Source organism: Ancylobacter moscoviensis (assembly GCF_007559435.1).
GTDB lineage: Bacteria > Pseudomonadota > Alphaproteobacteria > Rhizobiales > Xanthobacteraceae > Ancylobacter > Ancylobacter moscoviensis.
This window is the reverse complement of record NZ_VMBP01000004.1, coordinates 176,750-192,470: the sequence shown is the minus strand read 5'-3', so window position 1 is coordinate 192,470 and position 15,721 is coordinate 176,750. Positions and strand designations below refer to the sequence as shown.

At 67.0% G+C, this 15,721-nt stretch carries 12 protein-coding genes; 3 read left to right on the top strand and 9 right to left on the bottom strand.

What is annotated here, in order from left to right:
- The first annotated feature begins 53 nt into the window (after positions 1 to 53).
- Positions 54 to 749: a transcriptional repressor LexA gene (gene lexA / locus FO470_RS13320; RefSeq protein ID WP_144343460.1), complete on the top strand. Its 696-nt coding sequence runs from the start codon at positions 54 to 56 to the stop codon at positions 747 to 749.
- Here lexA and FO470_RS13315 read toward each other — a convergent pair.
- The gene (locus FO470_RS13315) at positions 743 to 3,277 is read right to left on the bottom strand and encodes a ComEC/Rec2 family competence protein (protein ID WP_144343459.1); all 2,535 of its coding nucleotides are present in this window, start codon (positions 3,275 to 3,277) and stop codon (positions 743 to 745) included. The genes lexA and FO470_RS13315 overlap by 7 nt on opposite strands.
- Before the next feature lie 43 nt (positions 3,278 to 3,320).
- Between FO470_RS13315 and gltX the strand changes: the two genes are divergently transcribed.
- Together gltX and gltA are read left to right on the top strand one after the other, a co-directional pair.
- Entirely contained in the window at positions 3,321 to 4,757 is a 1,437-nt protein-coding gene (gene gltX, locus FO470_RS13310; RefSeq protein WP_144343458.1) for a glutamate--tRNA ligase, read from the top strand.
- 239 nt (positions 4,758 to 4,996) lie between these two features.
- Positions 4,997 to 6,307 carry a citrate synthase gene (gene gltA, locus FO470_RS13305; protein ID WP_144343457.1) on the top strand — a complete coding sequence of 437 codons (1,311 nt, stop codon included), beginning with the start codon at positions 4,997 to 4,999 and terminating at the stop codon, positions 6,305 to 6,307.
- 126 nt (positions 6,308 to 6,433) lie between these two features.
- Here the strand turns inward: gltA and lpxB are convergent, their stop codons facing one another.
- The 8 genes from lpxB to FO470_RS13265 form a co-directional block, all read right to left on the bottom strand.
- Positions 6,434 to 7,615 (bottom strand): lipid-A-disaccharide synthase, encoded by a 1,182-nt coding sequence (gene lpxB / locus FO470_RS13300; RefSeq protein WP_144343456.1) that lies wholly within the window; start codon positions 7,613 to 7,615, stop codon positions 6,434 to 6,436.
- Positions 7,612 to 8,532: an LpxI family protein gene (locus FO470_RS13295; protein ID WP_144343455.1), complete on the bottom strand. Its 921-nt coding sequence runs from the start codon at positions 8,530 to 8,532 to the stop codon at positions 7,612 to 7,614. Before FO470_RS13295 ends, lpxB begins: the two co-directional genes overlap by 4 nt.
- On the bottom strand, positions 8,507 to 9,340 hold the full coding sequence (gene lpxA / locus FO470_RS13290; RefSeq protein WP_144343454.1) for an acyl-ACP--UDP-N-acetylglucosamine O-acyltransferase: 834 nt from the start codon (positions 9,338 to 9,340) through the stop codon (positions 8,507 to 8,509). The genes FO470_RS13295 and lpxA overlap by 26 nt, the downstream gene beginning before the upstream one ends.
- Positions 9,337 to 9,825 carry a 3-hydroxyacyl-ACP dehydratase FabZ gene (gene fabZ / locus FO470_RS13285; RefSeq protein ID WP_144343708.1) on the bottom strand — a complete coding sequence of 163 codons (489 nt, stop codon included), beginning with the start codon at positions 9,823 to 9,825 and terminating at the stop codon, positions 9,337 to 9,339. Before fabZ ends, lpxA begins: the two co-directional genes overlap by 4 nt.
- Before the next feature lie 5 nt (positions 9,826 to 9,830).
- Positions 9,831 to 10,898 carry a UDP-3-O-(3-hydroxymyristoyl)glucosamine N-acyltransferase gene (gene lpxD / locus FO470_RS13280; protein ID WP_144343453.1) on the bottom strand — a complete coding sequence of 356 codons (1,068 nt, stop codon included), beginning with the start codon at positions 10,896 to 10,898 and terminating at the stop codon, positions 9,831 to 9,833.
- 90 nt (positions 10,899 to 10,988) lie between these two features.
- Complete coding sequence (bamA, locus tag FO470_RS13275; protein ID WP_335880725.1) at positions 10,989 to 13,331, bottom strand: outer membrane protein assembly factor BamA; 2,343 nt, start codon at positions 13,329 to 13,331, stop codon at positions 10,989 to 10,991.
- Between the two features lie 274 nt (positions 13,332 to 13,605).
- Positions 13,606 to 14,751, bottom strand: a complete 1,146-nt coding sequence (gene rseP, locus FO470_RS13270; protein ID WP_144343451.1) for an RIP metalloprotease RseP — start codon at positions 14,749 to 14,751, stop codon at positions 13,606 to 13,608.
- 146 nt (positions 14,752 to 14,897) lie between these two features.
- Positions 14,898 to 15,719 (bottom strand): phosphatidate cytidylyltransferase, encoded by an 822-nt coding sequence (locus tag FO470_RS13265; RefSeq protein WP_144343450.1) that lies wholly within the window; start codon positions 15,717 to 15,719, stop codon positions 14,898 to 14,900.
- Positions 15,720 to 15,721 lie beyond the last annotated feature (2 nt).

The window sequence follows — 15,721 nt, the reverse complement described above, 5'->3', positions numbered from 1 at the left end:
TTTGTTCGTGATTTGTTTCATCTCGGCGCCGGCCGATAGACGGGATCCGTTGGATGCTCACCCGCAAACAGCATGAGTTGCTCCTGTTCATCAATGAACGCCTGCAGCAGGACGGCGTGCCGCCGTCCTTCGAGGAGATGAAGGATGCGCTCGATCTGAGGTCGAAGTCGGGGATTCACCGGCTCATCACGGCGCTGGAAGAGCGCGGTTTCATCCGGCGCCTGCCCAATCGGGCGCGAGCCTTGGAAGTCGTGCGCCTGCCGGAGGACGCGCAGCCGCCCAAGCCGGCCCGCCCCTTCGCGCCCAGCGTCATCGAGGGGAGCCTCGGGCGTACGCAGGCAGCGAACGAGGATGAAGATCCCCGGCATGTGGTGCCGATTCCGGTAATGGGCCGGATCGCCGCCGGCACACCGATCTCGGCCATTCAATCGCGCGACCACACGATCAGCATGCCCCCGGAAATGCTGGCGGGCGGCGAGCATTTCGCCCTGGAGGTGCGGGGTGACTCGATGGTGGAGGCCGGCATTCTCGACGGCGATCTGGCGTTGATCCGCAAATGCGACACCGCCAACACCGGCGAAATCGTGGTAGCGCTGATCGACGATGAGGAAGCAACGCTGAAGCGCCTGCGCCGCAAGGGCGCCTCTGTGGCTCTGGAGGCCGCCAACCCGGCCTATGAGACACGCATCTTCGGCCCCGACCGGGTACGCATCCAGGGCAAGCTGGTCGGCTTGTTCCGCCGCTACTGAGCAGCCACGGGATTTTCCGGCGGCGCATCGCCATCGACGCCGTCCGGTGGAGGCATTGCATCGAGGTTGTCGAAGGCATCGGGCCGCACTGGTGGCGGATTCCGGGTTCCCGTTGAGCGGGAAGCAGACTTGATGATCATGACGCCAGGATGCTCGGAAACAGCGCCGCGGACGTCCGGCTCCCATGGTCGCGTTCCTTTGGCGGGGCGCCCCGGAATGAAGCGCTCGCCGTCATCTCCAAATAAATAGCCGGCTACGCTTGAGGTCGGATTGCGTGTATCGACCCGGATCACCGTCGCAGCACAATCCCGCGGCGGCGCGAAGGGCGTCACCAGAATGGCGGCGAGGCGGCAATCGTCCTCCAACGAGTCGCGATGGCGGGAGAGCGCAACGAGGTGCCCATCCGCCAGCGGCAGGGTGCAACCGATGGCGTCGCAGGCGGCTCTCGCGACAAGCTCCTTTTTTCCGACACGGGCGCGGTCTCCGTCCGCGTTCAGCCACTGCTCCACGGCAAAGCGATCGGAGAGCCCGGGCAGGCGATCGCCCATGACATCGAGCATGCCGTCTGGGCCCCGCACCGCGACGGTACGCGCCTGCGCGTCGACGAGAAGATCGGGCCTCGGCGCCATCGCCGCCAGCCCAACTGCGACGGCAGCGCAGGCCGGCGCCAGGAGGATCAGGCGCGTGCGCGACAGGCACAGAACGACGAGTGCCAGGCTGAACAGCGCAATGCTTGCCGCGGGCATCGCCCGCACGCCCCGGTCGGCACCGGGCAGCGCCGCAACGGCATCGGATATGGCCTGCATGACGCCGAGCCCCCACCCCATCACGTGCCACGCCGGCGCATCCCAGCCAAACGGCATGAGCACCGAGCCGATCAGGCCCGCCGGCATGACGGCGAAGGAAACCACCGGCATGGCGGCGAGATTGGCCAGCAGGCTCAGCGGCGCCAGGCGCTGGAAGTGGAAGGCGGCATAGGGTGCCGTGGCGAGCCCGGCCGCCAGCGAGGCCAGCACCAGCGCCGCCACATAGCGGACCGGCATGCCAAGGCGCGGCATGCCGAGCCAGGAGCCGTCCTGCGCTACGCCGGGCGGGCGAGTGACGTAGGAACCGAAGCGCTCATACGCCGCGACCAGCGCCAGCGTGGCGGCGAAGGACATCTGCGCGCCGGGATCGAGCACGGCCCAGGGCGTCAGGGCCATGACCACCAGCGCCGCCACCGCCAGCGTCCGCAATGTGAGAGCCGGGCGTCCCAGCATCACGCCCGCGAGCACCAGCAGCGTCATCACATAGGCTCTCTGGGTCGGCACTTCGACGCCCGACAGCAGCAGATAGAAGCTCGCGGACAGGGCGGCCGGAACAGCCGCCCAGGACTTGATCGGCCACGAAAGGGCGAGCCCCGGCACCAGGGCGAGCAGCGCCCGCACGAGGAAGAACACCGTGCTGGCCACCAGCGCCATATGCAGGCCGGAAATCGAGAGCACATGCGAGAGGCCGGAGATACGCATGCTCTCCTCGATCGGCTCGCCTACCGCGTCGCGCAGGCCGGTGACCAGCGCCACCGCTACCCCTCCCTCCGGGCCGGGCAACGCGTGGCGGATGCGCTCGGCTATGGAGTGCCTGACCTCGTCGAGCCATGTCGCAGCCCGCAGCCGCCATGGCAGGGGCCTCGGCGCCGGGCTCGCCTGCGGCCGTCCGAGCGCGAAGCCGGTGGCCCCGATCCCGTCGAACCAGATCGACCGACCAAAATCGAATCCGCCAGGATAGGCCGGCCCCGGCGGTGGACCGAGCGAGGCACGCAGCTTCACATGGCTGCCGACCGAGGGCGGATCGCGTCCCGCGAGCGTCACACGCACGCGCTCCGGTGGATGTTCCATGGGGCGGGTGAAGCCGGTTACCGCCAGCGTGATGCGGCTGCCGCGCGGGCGCTGCTCCGCAGCCTCGACAAAGCCCGTCACCTCCGCCGCATTCAACGTCTCCGCCAGCACGGGATGCGCCATGCTCTGCACCTGCAGGCTCGATGCGGCGAAGCCCAGCGCAATGACGGCCAGCCATGCGAAGAGATGGAAGCCGAACGGCCGCGCACGCGACCACAGCGCCAGTGCCGCGAAGGTGAATGCCGGCACCAATCCGACATAGGGCAAGGGCTCGTAGGGAGCGGCAAAATACGCCCCGGCGCCGATCGCGAAACCGATCGGCAGGAAGAGAAAGGCGCGCCGATCCTCGATTTCGTGCGCCATGGCGCCGGCGAGACGGCCCGCGAGCGCACCAAGAGGCGGCCCAAACCCCTTCCGTACGCCGGTTTGTCGTACCGATATTCCGGCGGCGAGCACCGCCGCTCGGGCCCGCCGCTGCGCACCCGTTTTGCCCTCCGGTCCGTGCTGCGGCGGCACCTGCCCCTGCACGCCCTGCCCGCCCCTTTCGCGCACGCGCCCGTCGTGCGGTTTCGCATTGACCCGCCCGCCGGGCAAAGCCGCGCTTTTCCCGTGTCGCGCACCTATGGTACACGCACCGTCCGCGCCCGCCATGCTTTGACGCCGCTGATGCTTCGCGGCGCGAGACGGAAGAGAAATGACCGAGACCGTCGTTACCCGCTTCGCCCCCTCGCCCACCGGCTTCCTGCACATCGGCGGGGCGCGCACCGCGTTGTTCAACTGGCTCTATTCCCGCGCCAAGGGCGGCAAGATGCTGCTGCGCATCGAGGATACGGATCGCCAGCGCTCCACGCCGGAAGCCATCGACGCCATCATCGACGGGCTGAACTGGCTCGGCATCGACTGGTCGGGCGACGTCATCTACCAGTTCGCCCGCGCCGAGCGGCATCGCGAGGCCGTCGAGCAGATGATCGCCGCTGGCCGCGCCTATCCCTGCTACGCGACCGCCGCCGAGCTCGAGGAAATGCGCGAGACGGCCCGCAAGGAAGGCCGCCCGCCGCGCTATGACGGGCGCTGGCGGGACCGCGATCCGTCCGAGGCCCCGGCCGACCGCGCGCCCGCCATCCGTCTCAAGGCGCCCATTGAGGGCGAGACCGTCATCGACGACCTCGTGCAGGGCCGCGTCGTGTTCCCGAACAAGGATCTCGACGATCTCGTGCTGCTGCGCTCGGACGGCACGCCCACCTACATGCTTTCCGTGGTGGTGGACGACCACGACATGAACGTCACCCACATCATCCGTGGCGACGATCACCTGACCAACGCCGCGCGCCAGACGCAGATCTACCATGCGCTGGGTTGGGAGGTGCCGAAGATGGCGCACATCCCGCTCATCCACGGGCCGGATGGCGCCAAGCTTTCCAAGCGACACGGTGCGCTCGGCGTCGATGCCTACCGCGCGATGGGCTACCTGCCTGCTGCGCTGCGGAATTATCTCGTGCGCCTCGGCTGGAGCCATGGCGACCAGGAAATCTTCTCCACCGAGGAGATGAGTCGCCTGTTCGACCTCGACAAGGTCGGCCGCTCCGCCGCGCGGTTCGACTTCGCGAAGCTGGAGAGCATCAACGGTCTCTACATGCGCTCGACCCCGGATGCCGAGCTGCTCGCCGCCATCGACGCGCTGCTGCCGCATCTTCCAAATGGCGCCGAGATTGCCGCTGCGCTGACGCCGGAGCGTCGTGCCCAGCTTCTGGCCGCCATGCCCGGCCTCAAGGAACGCGCGAAGACGCTCGTCGAACTTATTGATAGCGCAGCGTATATCTGGAAGTCGCGTCCCCTCGATATCGAGGAAAAGGCCCGCGCTCTGCTGACCGACGATGCCCGTCGTCTGCTGGCCGCCGCCGCCGAAAAGCTCGCCACCGTGGCCGAATGGAACGCCGCCGAGACCGAAGCGGCCGTGCGCGTCGTTGCCGAGGAGAAGGGAGTAAAGCTCGGTGCCCTCGCCCAGCCGTTGCGCGCGGCGATGACCGGAAAGGCCACCTCGCCGGGCATTTTCGACGTGCTCGCCGTGCTCGGCCGGGAGGAGTCGCTCGCCCGCATCGCCGACCAGACGGGGGCCGCCGCGACGGCGTGAAGGGTCCGTCTAGCATGATGCGACTGCGAAGGTGAAACCGACTTTCGCAGCCCCTGTCCGCCGCATTGCGGCACCGTTTTCGCTGCGCTTGCGAGGGAGGGGTGAAACCGCTACGACTTGCCTATCGGGCCGCAGCGAGACCAGCCCCCGTCTCAGGCGCATCTTGCCGAAAGGCACGGCGCGGCACCCGCAAAGACGCGATCCGTTTAACCGGTTCCACAGGTTTAGGGAGACCCCGCATGGACGCCATCGACGGCAATTCGGCGAAATCCGCCACCCTCACCATTGGCAACGAAAGCTGGGAACTCCCGATACTCAACGGCACGGTCGGCCCCGACGTCATCGACATCGGCAAGCTCTACGCCCAGACCGGCAAGTTCACCTACGACCCCGGCTTCACCTCGACCGCGTCCTGCGAAAGCCAGATCACTTATATCGACGGCGACGAGGGCATTCTCCTCTATCGCGGCTACCCCATCGAGCAGCTGGCCGAAAGCGGCGACTTCCTGGAAACCTGCTATCTGCTCCTCTACGGGGAGCTGCCGACCGCCGCCCAGAAGGCGGATTTCGACTACCGCGTCACGCGCCACACCATGGTGCATGAGCAGATGAGCCGCTTCTTCCACGGCTTCCGCCGCGACGCGCATCCCATGTCGGTCATGGTGGCCTCGGTCGGTGCACTCTCGGCCTTCTACCACGACTCGACGGACATCTCGGATCCCCAGCAGCGGATGATTGCCTCGATCCGCATGATCGCGAAGATGCCGACGCTGGCCGCCATGGCCTACAAGTACTCGATCGGCCAGCCCTTCGTTTATCCGAAGAACGACCTCGACTACGCCTCGAACTTCCTGCGCATGTGCTTCTCGGTGCCCTGCGAGGAATACAAGGCCAACCCGATCCTCTCCCGCGCGATCGACCGCATCTTCATCCTGCACGCCGACCACGAGCAGAACGCCTCGACCTCGACCGTGCGCCTCGCCGGCTCCTCCGGCGCAAACCCCTTCGCCTGTATCGCCGCCGGCATCGCCTGCCTGTGGGGTCCGGCGCATGGTGGCGCCAACGAGGCAGCGCTCAAGATGCTCGGCGAAATCGGCTCGGTGGAACGGATCCCCGAATACATCAAGCGCGCCAAGGACAAGAACGATCCGTTCCGCCTGATGGGCTTCGGCCATCGCGTCTACAAGAACTACGACCCGCGCGCCAAGATCATGCAGAAGACCTGCCATGAGGTGCTCGGCGAGCTCGGCATCAAGGATGATCCGCTGCTCGACATCGCCGTCGAGCTGGAGCGCATCGCGCTTCAGGACGAGTATTTCGTCGAGCGCAAGCTCTACCCGAACATCGACTTCTATTCGGGCATCACGCTGCGCGCGCTCGGCTTCCCCACTTCCATGTTCACCGTGCTGTTCGCCCTCGCCCGCACCGTGGGCTGGATCGGCCAGTGGAAGGAAATGATCGAGGATCCGGGCCAGCGCATCGGCCGCCCACGCCAGCTCTACACCGGCGCCACGCATCGCGACTACGTGCCGATCGCCCGCCGCAAGTGAGCCTTTCCCGGACAAGCGCCGGTTTCTGAAACGAAAACCCCGCCTTCCAATCCTGGAAGGCGGGGTTTTTCATTTGAGGTCAGGTGGCTTTCCGCGCCTGCCGACCCGTCCATGCCGGCCGGCACCTCAGGCTACGGGGCGAAAGGAAAGGCCAAGCGTCTCGAGCACCGTCCGGGCGGCGCGCCGGCTCGGCGGTTCGCCTCCCTCGCCCAGCATGGCGTCGAGCCGTTTGAAGGCGGCGAGTTGGGATTCCCGCTCATCGCCTCCTTCGATCAGCCGAGCGAGTTGCGCCGCCATGGCGGGCGGATCGATGTACCATTGCAGATATTCCGGCACCGCCGGCTCGCCGAGGATCAGATTCGGCAAGATGGCCGTCTTCACCTTGATGATGTACGGCGCGATGCGCCCCTCCAGCCACGGCACGCGATAGGCGGCGACCGTCGGTATGCCGGCCAGCGCCAGCTCCAGCGTCACCGTGCCGGACGCGGCGAGCGCCGCCCGGGCGCTGCGGAACGCCGCCAGCTTCTCGTTCTCGTTGACGACGATGCGCGGCTTCACCGGCCAGGCCGCGACCATTTCCTCGACCTGTTGCCGGCGACGCGGAAGAGTAGGCAGCACCAGTTCGAAGGCAGGAACATGGGAGCGCAGCAGCCCCAGCACCTCGCCGAAGGTGGCGCCGAGCCGCGCGAGCTCGGCACGCCGGCTTCCCGGAAGCACCAGCAGAACCGGCGGCTTGGCTGCCCGGCGCGCAGCCTCCTCCGCATTCGGTCGCAAACGCTCCAGCTCGCCGAGCAGCGGATGGCCGACATAGGTGGTCGGTGGTCCGCCAAGCGCGTGCATCGCCTCTGGCTCGAAGGGCAGCAGAGCCAGCACCCGGTCGAAGTCCGGAGCCATCGCCTTCGCGCGACCGGGCCGCCAGACCCACACGGTCGGGGCGACGTATTTCACGATCGGCAGTTTCGGCAACCGGGCGCGGACCTTGTGCGCGACGCGGTGGGTGAAGTCCGGCGCGTCGACCATCACGAGAACGTCCGGCGGCGTCGCGACGATGGCTTCCGCCGTCTCGCGCATGCGGCGCAGGATACGCGGCAGGCCGCCGATCACCTGCGCGAAGCCCATGGCGGTGATGTCTTCCATGGGAAAGAGGCTGGCGAGCCCCTGTGCCTGCATGCGCGCGCCACCGACGCCGCGAAAACGCACCTCACCCGGGTGCAACGCCTTCAGCTCCGCCATGAGGCCGGCGGCCAGCGCGTCGCCCGATTCCTCGCCGGCCACGATGAAGACATCCAGCGGCTTGTCCGTGGTCATGCCTCGCCTGCCCCGTCGCGCTCGAAGGCGTAGATGAAGATACCGGCCCTGTCGGCCGCGCGCACCAGCGCCTCTACATCGGCGACGATGACGCCACCGGCTTCGACGGCGATACCGGCAAGCCCCGCCCGCGCCGCGCCCTCCACCGTGCGCACGCCGAGGGAGGGCAGATCGAGCCGCTTGTCCTGCCCAACTTTCGGCCGCTTCACCAGTACGCCACACCGCGGTGGCGCCTTGATGCGGCCATTGGTGCGCAGTTCCGCCACGCGCGCGAGCATGAGATCCGTGCCCTCCGCCGCTTCCACGGCGACCACATGCCGGTTCATCACCACCAGCCCTTGGCCAATGTCCAGCGGCCCGGTGACGGCGAGCGCCCGGCGACCGAGTGCGATGTCCTCCATCTGCTCGGCGGCAGGGGCGAGAGAGCCGAGTTGCCCCGCCGGGATGAGGATCTCCGGCGCAATCTCGTGCGCCCCGACCAGACGGAAGCCCGCTTCCTCAAACAGGCGCCCGAGGCTGGTCAGCAGGTGGTCGTCACCGCCGCGCAACATGCGGAACACCTGCGGCAGCAGCGTCAGCGTGGTCCAGTCGAAGCGGATGTCGCGGATGCGCGGGCGCAGCACATTGCCGATGAACACCACATCCCGGCAACCGAGACGCCGCATCTCGCTCTTGAGCCTGCCGAAGCGACCGATGTGGATCCATACATGCGGCCACGCCTCCACGGACGCATCCGCAAAGCCGCGCACGGGAAACAAAACCACCTCTCGCCCCGCACGCCGGGCCGCCTCTGCGACCGCCAGCGGAAACGCGCCGCCACCACAGATGATGGCCAGCGGCGCGCCGGCGGGCGCCGCCGCTCCATCCGGCAGCACGTGGGGTGGTGTCGGCTCAGGCCGCTTCAGGCTCGACGACATGGTCGGCCGCGTCGATGGGCACGGTCAGGCGCCGCTTGCCGGCGCTGCGGACGAAGTCGACGACGTGCATCACATGGGCTTCGTCGGCAAAATGCTCCGCCACGCGATCCGTGCGCTCGGCCAGCGTGCCCCCGCTATAGAACAGCTCGCGATAGGCGGCGCGGAGCGCATGGATCTGCGGGCGCGTAAAGCCGCGCCGCTTCAGCCCGATGATGTTGAGCCCGCCCAGCCCCGGGCGCCCCTCCACCATCGCCCCGAAGGGGATGAGGTCATGGCGAAGGCCGCACATGCCGCCCACGATGCACTGGTCGCCGATCCGTACGAACTGGTGCACGGCGGAAAGGCCGCCGATGAAGACGTTCTCGCCGACCGTCACGTGGCCGGCAAGCGTCGCGTTGTTGGCGAACACGGCACGGGCGCCCACCACGCAGTCATGCGCGATATGGCTGCCGACCATGAACATGCCGCCCTCGCCGACCACCGTCTCCATATGGCCGCCCTCGGTGCCGATATTCATCGTCACATGTTCGCGGATCACGCAGTTGCGGCCGATGCTGAGGCGGCTCGGCTCGCCCTTGTAATGATAGGACTGCGGGGGAAAGCCGAGCGAGGCGAACGGATAGACGACCGTTCCTTCGCCGATGGTGGTGCGGCCGGCCACGGCGACATGCGAAATCAGCCGCACGCCGGCCCCGAGCACGACATGCGCGCCGACCGTGCAGAACGGGCCGATCTCGACGCCCTCGCCAAGCGTCGCGCCATCCTCGACGCGGGCCGTCGGGTCGATCCGAACGGAGGATGACGTCATTTCGCTGCCCCGCGGGCGATCATGGCGCCAACCTCGGCCTCGGCCACGATCTGGCCGTCGACCTTCGCTTCGCCGCGGAACCACCACATGTTGCGGCGCTTCGTCATCTGCGTCATGTGGTACTCCAGCACATCGCCCGGAACGACCGGACGGCGGAACTTCGCCTTGTCGATGGTCATGAAATAGACGAGAGACGGCGGCCCGTCTTCCTGCCGCTCCAGCAGACAGATCGTTCCCGCCGTCTGCGCCATGCCTTCGAGGATGAGCACGCCCGGCATCACCGGGTTCTCCGGGAAATGCCCCTGGAAATGCGGCTCGTTGGCCGAAACGTTCTTGATGCCGATCGCCTTCTTGTCCCCCTCGATGCCGACGATCTTGTCGACCATGAGGAAGGGGTAGCGATGCGGCAACGCCGCCAGAATACGCAGTATGTCGGCGGATCCGAGCGCGGCGGTTTCCTTCGTGGCTTCAGCCTGCACGTCCATTCCCTTCACTGCCCCTCCTGTCGGCCGCCGGCGGCCGGCCGGTCGCCGCGCGCCAGGCGCTGAACGGCCATGACCTCGCGGAACCACTCGCGCATGGGCTTGGCAGGCGAACCACCCCATTCCACGCCCGGCGGCACGTCATCCTTCACATTGCTCGACGCCGCGATGCGGGCACCGTCGCCGATCCTGATATGACCGATCACGCCGACCTGTCCGCCCAGCATGACGAAATCGCCGAGCGTCGCGCTACCGGCGATGCCGGTCTGGGAGACGATGACGCAATGGCGCCCGATGACGACGTTGTGCGCGATCTGGACGAGATTGTCGATCTTGGTGCCTTCGCCGATCACCGTGTCGCGCAGCCCGCCACGGTCGATCGCCGTGCCGGCGCCGATCTCCACGTCGTCCTGCAGGACGACGCGCCCGATCTGCGGCACCTTGGCATGGCCCTTGGCGCTGCCGAGATAGCCGAATCCGTCCTGCCCGATGCGGGCGCCCGGATGCACGATCACCCGGTCGCCCAGCAGCGCGTGCTGCAGGCTTACCCCGGCGCCGATGGAACAGTTCCGGCCGATGCGCACGCCGGGGCCCACGACCGCGCCGGAGGCGATGACACTCCCCGCCCCGATCTCCGCGCCCGGCCCCACCACAGCGCCGGGATCGACCGTGACGTCGGCTTCCAGCCGGGCCTGCGGATGCACCATCGCGCCGGCCGCGACACCGGCCTGGCCGAAGGCCGATCCCGGCCGCAGGCTCGGCTCGTGGAGATGGCGGGCCACGGCGACGAAAGCCGCATAGGGCCTGGCGACGCGCAACGCCACTGTGCCGGCCGGGACATGAGAGGCAAAGCGCTCGGTAATGAAGCAGGCGCCGGCGCGGGTGCGTGTGAGCTCCGCGACATGGCGCGCCCCGTCCATGAAGGCGAGGTCCGAGACTCCGGCTTCCTCCAGCGACGCCACATTGGCGATCCGCCGGGAGAGATCAACGCCCTCGCCTGCTGTCGCCCCGACGAGCTGGCAGACCTCGTCGAGGGTGAGCGGCGTCGGCGCCGGATGGAAGAAAGGATCGCTCATCGCCGCCTGCCGGCCGTCAACCTGTTTGCAAAACGCACAAGCGGTCCGGGTGACCGGACCGCCGTGCAGACCATGACGTGAGGCAGCTTATCAGAAGCGCGTACCGCCGCTGAAGCGGAACTCCTGGATGTCGTCGTACCACTCCTTGGTCAGCGCCCAGGCGTAGTCGAAGCGCAGCGGACCGAAGGGCGAGCTCCAGATCAGGCTGACGCCGACCGAGGAGCGGATCTCGTCGCTATCGGCCACGCAGACATTGGCGTAGCCCTTGGTCTTAGAGCCCGAGATGGCACTGCAGTTCACATAATTCGCCGGCAGGTTCCAGCCTTCAATATTCGGGAAGGTCGTGTTGCCCTGATAGTCCCACAGCGAACCAGCATCCGCAAACACCGCGGCCTTCAGGCCGAAGTCCTTCGGCAGGAAGGAGAGCGGGAACTGGATTTCGGCCGTGGTGCCCCAGTAGAGCGTACCGCCGAGCGCATCCATGTCCTGCCCGAAATAGCCGGAGGCAAGGTCGCGCGGGCCGATGCCGTTGGGGGCGAAGCCGCGAACCAGATCCGGGCCCTTGAAGAAGTTGTCGAGGATGCGCAGGTCCTCGCCGCCCCAGGACGAGATGTTACCGGCCTGACCGCGCAGCAGCAGGACGAAGTCGCCGGTGACGGGCAGGTACCACCGCGCGTCGAAGGTCGAACGGATGAAGTTCACGTCACCGCCGAGACCGGCCAGATCCTGCTTCAGCTCGAGCAGATAACCGTTTGTCGGCTCGCGGTTATTGTCGAGCATGTTGTAGGTCAGCGTATAGCCGACCGACGAGGTGATCGCAGACTCACCGTTCACCTCACGCAACGCCCAGGAGACGTTGTCCAGGTACTCCTCGGCCCAGTCGATGGTGATTTCCTTCTGCGACAGCGTGTAGCGCAGGCCGAGGGTCAGCTCGTCGGTGAGCGGCAGAGCCACGCGCAGCACGCCGCCCGCGGTCTCCGTGTCGTACGGGCTGTAGTCGGTCGCGCTGGTCTCCTTCCAGAAGAGGTCGAAGCCGGCCGCCACGCGGTAGTCGAGGAAGTAGGGCTCGGTGAAGCTGAAGTCGATGCCCTGCACGTTCTCACCGAGCTGGCCGGCGAGACGGACATACTGACCGCGACCGAGGAAGTTCTTCTCCGAGATCGCCACTTCGCCGATGAAGCCGTCAGCGCTCGAATAACCGCCCGAAACCGAGAACTCACCCGTCGGCTGATCCTCGACGGTCACGACCAGGACGATGCGATCCGGCGCCGTGCCGGGCTCGTTGCTGATCTTGACGTCCTTGAAGTAGCCGAGGTTGCGCAGGCGACGCTCGGCACGGTCGACCAGCACGCGATTATAGGCGTCGCCCTCGGCGAGATCGAACTCGCGGCGGATGACCCAGTCGCGGGTACGGGTGTTGCCACGGATCTCGATGCGCTCGATGTAGACGCGCGGGCCTTCCTCAACCGAGAAGATCAGCGAGATGGTGCGGTTTTCGACATTGCGGTCGCCACGCGGACGAACCTGCGCGAAGGCGTAGCCGCTCTTCGACACTTCGATAGTGGCGTTCTCGACCGACTTCTCGACCAGCTCGGCATTGTAGACCTGACCGGGCGACACGCGCAGAGCCGACCGAAGGCGGGACGCATCGACGTCCTTCACGCCGGAGACGACATCGACGGTACCGACCCGGTACTGCGGGCCTTCCTCGACGACATAGGTGACGATGAAGCCATCACGCGCGCGGTCGAGATCGGCCGTCACCGACACGATGCGGAAATCCGCATAGCCGTTCTTCAGGTAGAAGCGGCGCAGCAGCTCCTGGTCGGTATTGATGCGATCGACGTCATAGATGTCGGTGTTCTTCAGCCAGGAGAGCCAGTTGCTCTCCGTGGTGCTGATCTCGTCCCGGAGCTTGTAGGCCGAAAAGGCCTTGTTGCCGACGAAGCGAATCTCCGCGACGCCGAGCTTGTCGCCCTCCTTGATCTCAAAGACGAGATCGACGCGACCCTGGCCACGCTCGATGGTCTTGGGCTCGACCCGCACATCATACCGGCCGGCGCGATGATAGACGTCAATGATGCGCTGCGTGTCGGCCTGGACCGTGGTCCGCGACAGCGGGCTGCGCGCCTTCGACTGCACTTCCATCGAAAGCTGGTCGTCCTTGACCTTCTTGTTGCCCTCGAAGGCGACGCGGTTGATCACCTCGTTCTCGGACACAGACACGACGAGGCGGCCGCCGCGATGGCTGATATTGACGTCGGAGAACAGGCCGGTCGCGTAGAGCGACTTCAGCCCCTCGTCGATGCGGGACGCGGTAAGCGGCTCACCGGGCTTGGACTGGAAATAGGAACGGATGGTGTCCGCATCGACGCGGCGATTGCCCTCGACGATGATGGAGCTGGCCGATTGCGCCATTGCGGCACCCGGCACGACGGCGGATCCGGCGACCCCCGCCACAGCCATCAGCGCAACAACACCGACGACCGAGGCCATTTTACTCACGAACCGGAAACGAGCCATTTGGTGCGCAACCTTACCGTTGTTCTGGGATCGGCCCGCCGGCACGCACCATGGCGCACAAACGGGCGATCCTCACCCTGCATCCCGTTGATACAGACTTTTCTAGAAGCTGCAAACCGAACGGGCCGTCATCAACGCCTTTTCCGGGCGGCGTGGCCTGTCGGCAACGCCGCCCGAATCCGGCTCAAGATTTTGATATACTGAGAATATCGTTCCACGTCGCAAACAACATCAGCATCAAGACGAGCGCCAGACCGATGCGGAATCCGACCTCCTGCGCCCGCTCGCTGAGCGGACGTCCGCGCAGCGCTTCTATGGCGTAGAAAAGCAGGTGCCCCCCGTCAAGGAGGGGTACCGGAAAGAGGTTAAGAAGTCCGATCGAGACCGACAGGACGGCGGCGAGCTGCAGCAGCGCGGCGAAGCCGAAAGTGGCGACCTGCCCCGAGACCTGGGCAATGCGGATCGGGCCGCCGAGCTGGTCGGCGGATTCGCGCCCCGTCACCACGCCGCCGAGATAGCTGAAGGTGCGATCGACGATGAACCACACCTCCTTCGTCGCCATGCCGACGGCCTCGACGGGACCGAATCGTTCCGTCTTGACCTGACCGCCCGCCGTGTTGCGCGAGATGCCGAGCACGCCGATGCGCTGGACATTGCCGAAGCTGTCGGTGATCTCGCGGCGATCCGGCGTGGCCTCCAGCGTCAGACGCTGGCCGCCGCGCTCCACCTCGATCGCCAGCTTCTGGTCGGCCTTGGTGCTGACGATGCGCTGCATATCACCGAAAGAATCGATGGGCGTGCCGTCGATCGTCAGAATCAGGTCGTTGGGCTGGAAACCCGCCCGCTCGGCGGCGCTTCCCGCCTGCACCGCATCGACCTGCGGCGTCGTCACCTGCCGGCCGACCGTCATGAACAGCCCTGCGAAGATGACGATGGCCAGGATGAAATTGGCGATGGGGCCGGCGGCGACGATGGCGGCCCGGGCGCCGACAGGCTTGTGGAAGAAGCTGCCGCGGCGGTCCTCCTCGCTCATGCTGTCGAGCGCGCCGCGATCGGGCGTGCTCGCCGCGTTATCGTCGCCCAGGAACTTGACGTAGCCGCCGAGGGGAATCGCCGAAAGACGCCAGCGCGTACCGTGCCGGTCGTTGAAGCCGACGATCTCCGGGCCGAAGCCGATGGAGAAGGCCACCACCTTCACCCCCGCGCGCCGCGCCACCCAGAAGTGGCCCAGCTCATGGAAGAAGACGACGATCGTGAGCACGAAAAGGAACGGCACGAGATAGCCCAGAAGCCAGCTCGCATTGCCTCCCATCGAGGCGAGAATTTCCATCAGCGAATTCCTAGAGAGGCGCGCCGGATGCGCGACCCGTGATCCATAGGGCGGCTTTAAGGCGAACTTGGGCTAAGCGCAGGCGCTCGCGCAAGATAGCGGGGGTCGGGTGATAGCGTCGCAGTCATGTGTCGGGAAGCGGCAGCTCACCATAGCAGCAGCCCGCGGGCCGGAGCGTCGGGATCGCGCAGCAGGCCGATGAGCAGCGCGAGGGCCGCCGCGGCAATGAAGCCGTCGAGCCGGTCCATCAGCCCGCCATGGCCGGGAATCAGAGCGCTCGAATCCTTCACGCCGAAGCGACGCTTCATGGACGATTCGAACAGGTCGCCCCCCTGGCTCGCCACGCTGGCGAGAAGCGCCACCGGCGCCGCGAGCAGGATTGAATGAACGCCGGCGGCATACAGCGTCACCATCCCCGCCACCATGCCGAAGAGCGTGCCGCCGATGGCGCCTGACCATGTCTTGTTCGGGCTGACCCGCGGCCAGAGTTTCGGGCCGCCGATGAGGCGGCCGCAGAAATAGGCGGCGATATCAGTGGACCAGACGACGGCCAGCAGCCAGATCAGGCTGATCAGCCCGAAGGTGGCGTCCCCCCGCAGGATCACCGCCGGCAGTGCCAGAGCCCCGGCATAGACGAGGCCGAACGGCGCCCAAAGCCGCTTCTCGCGCCCGCCACGGGCGGCCAGCGCCGTCGCGACCGCGCCGAGAATGACGATGGCCATGGCCATATGCGGCGGACGGATGGCCAGCATCAGCATCGCCACGACGAGAGCCGCGCCGCCGATCGCGAGCAGAACGGTGTTGGGCTTCGCCGCGATCATGCGCAGCCATTCCCAGAGGATGATCAGGGCCGCGAGCGTGGCGAGAATGCCGAAGGCCCACCCGCCCCAGCCGGCGACCAGCAGCACGATCGGCGCCAGCACGAGGGCCGAGCAGGCGCGCGGCAGGAAATCGGCCCCGATCCGCAACG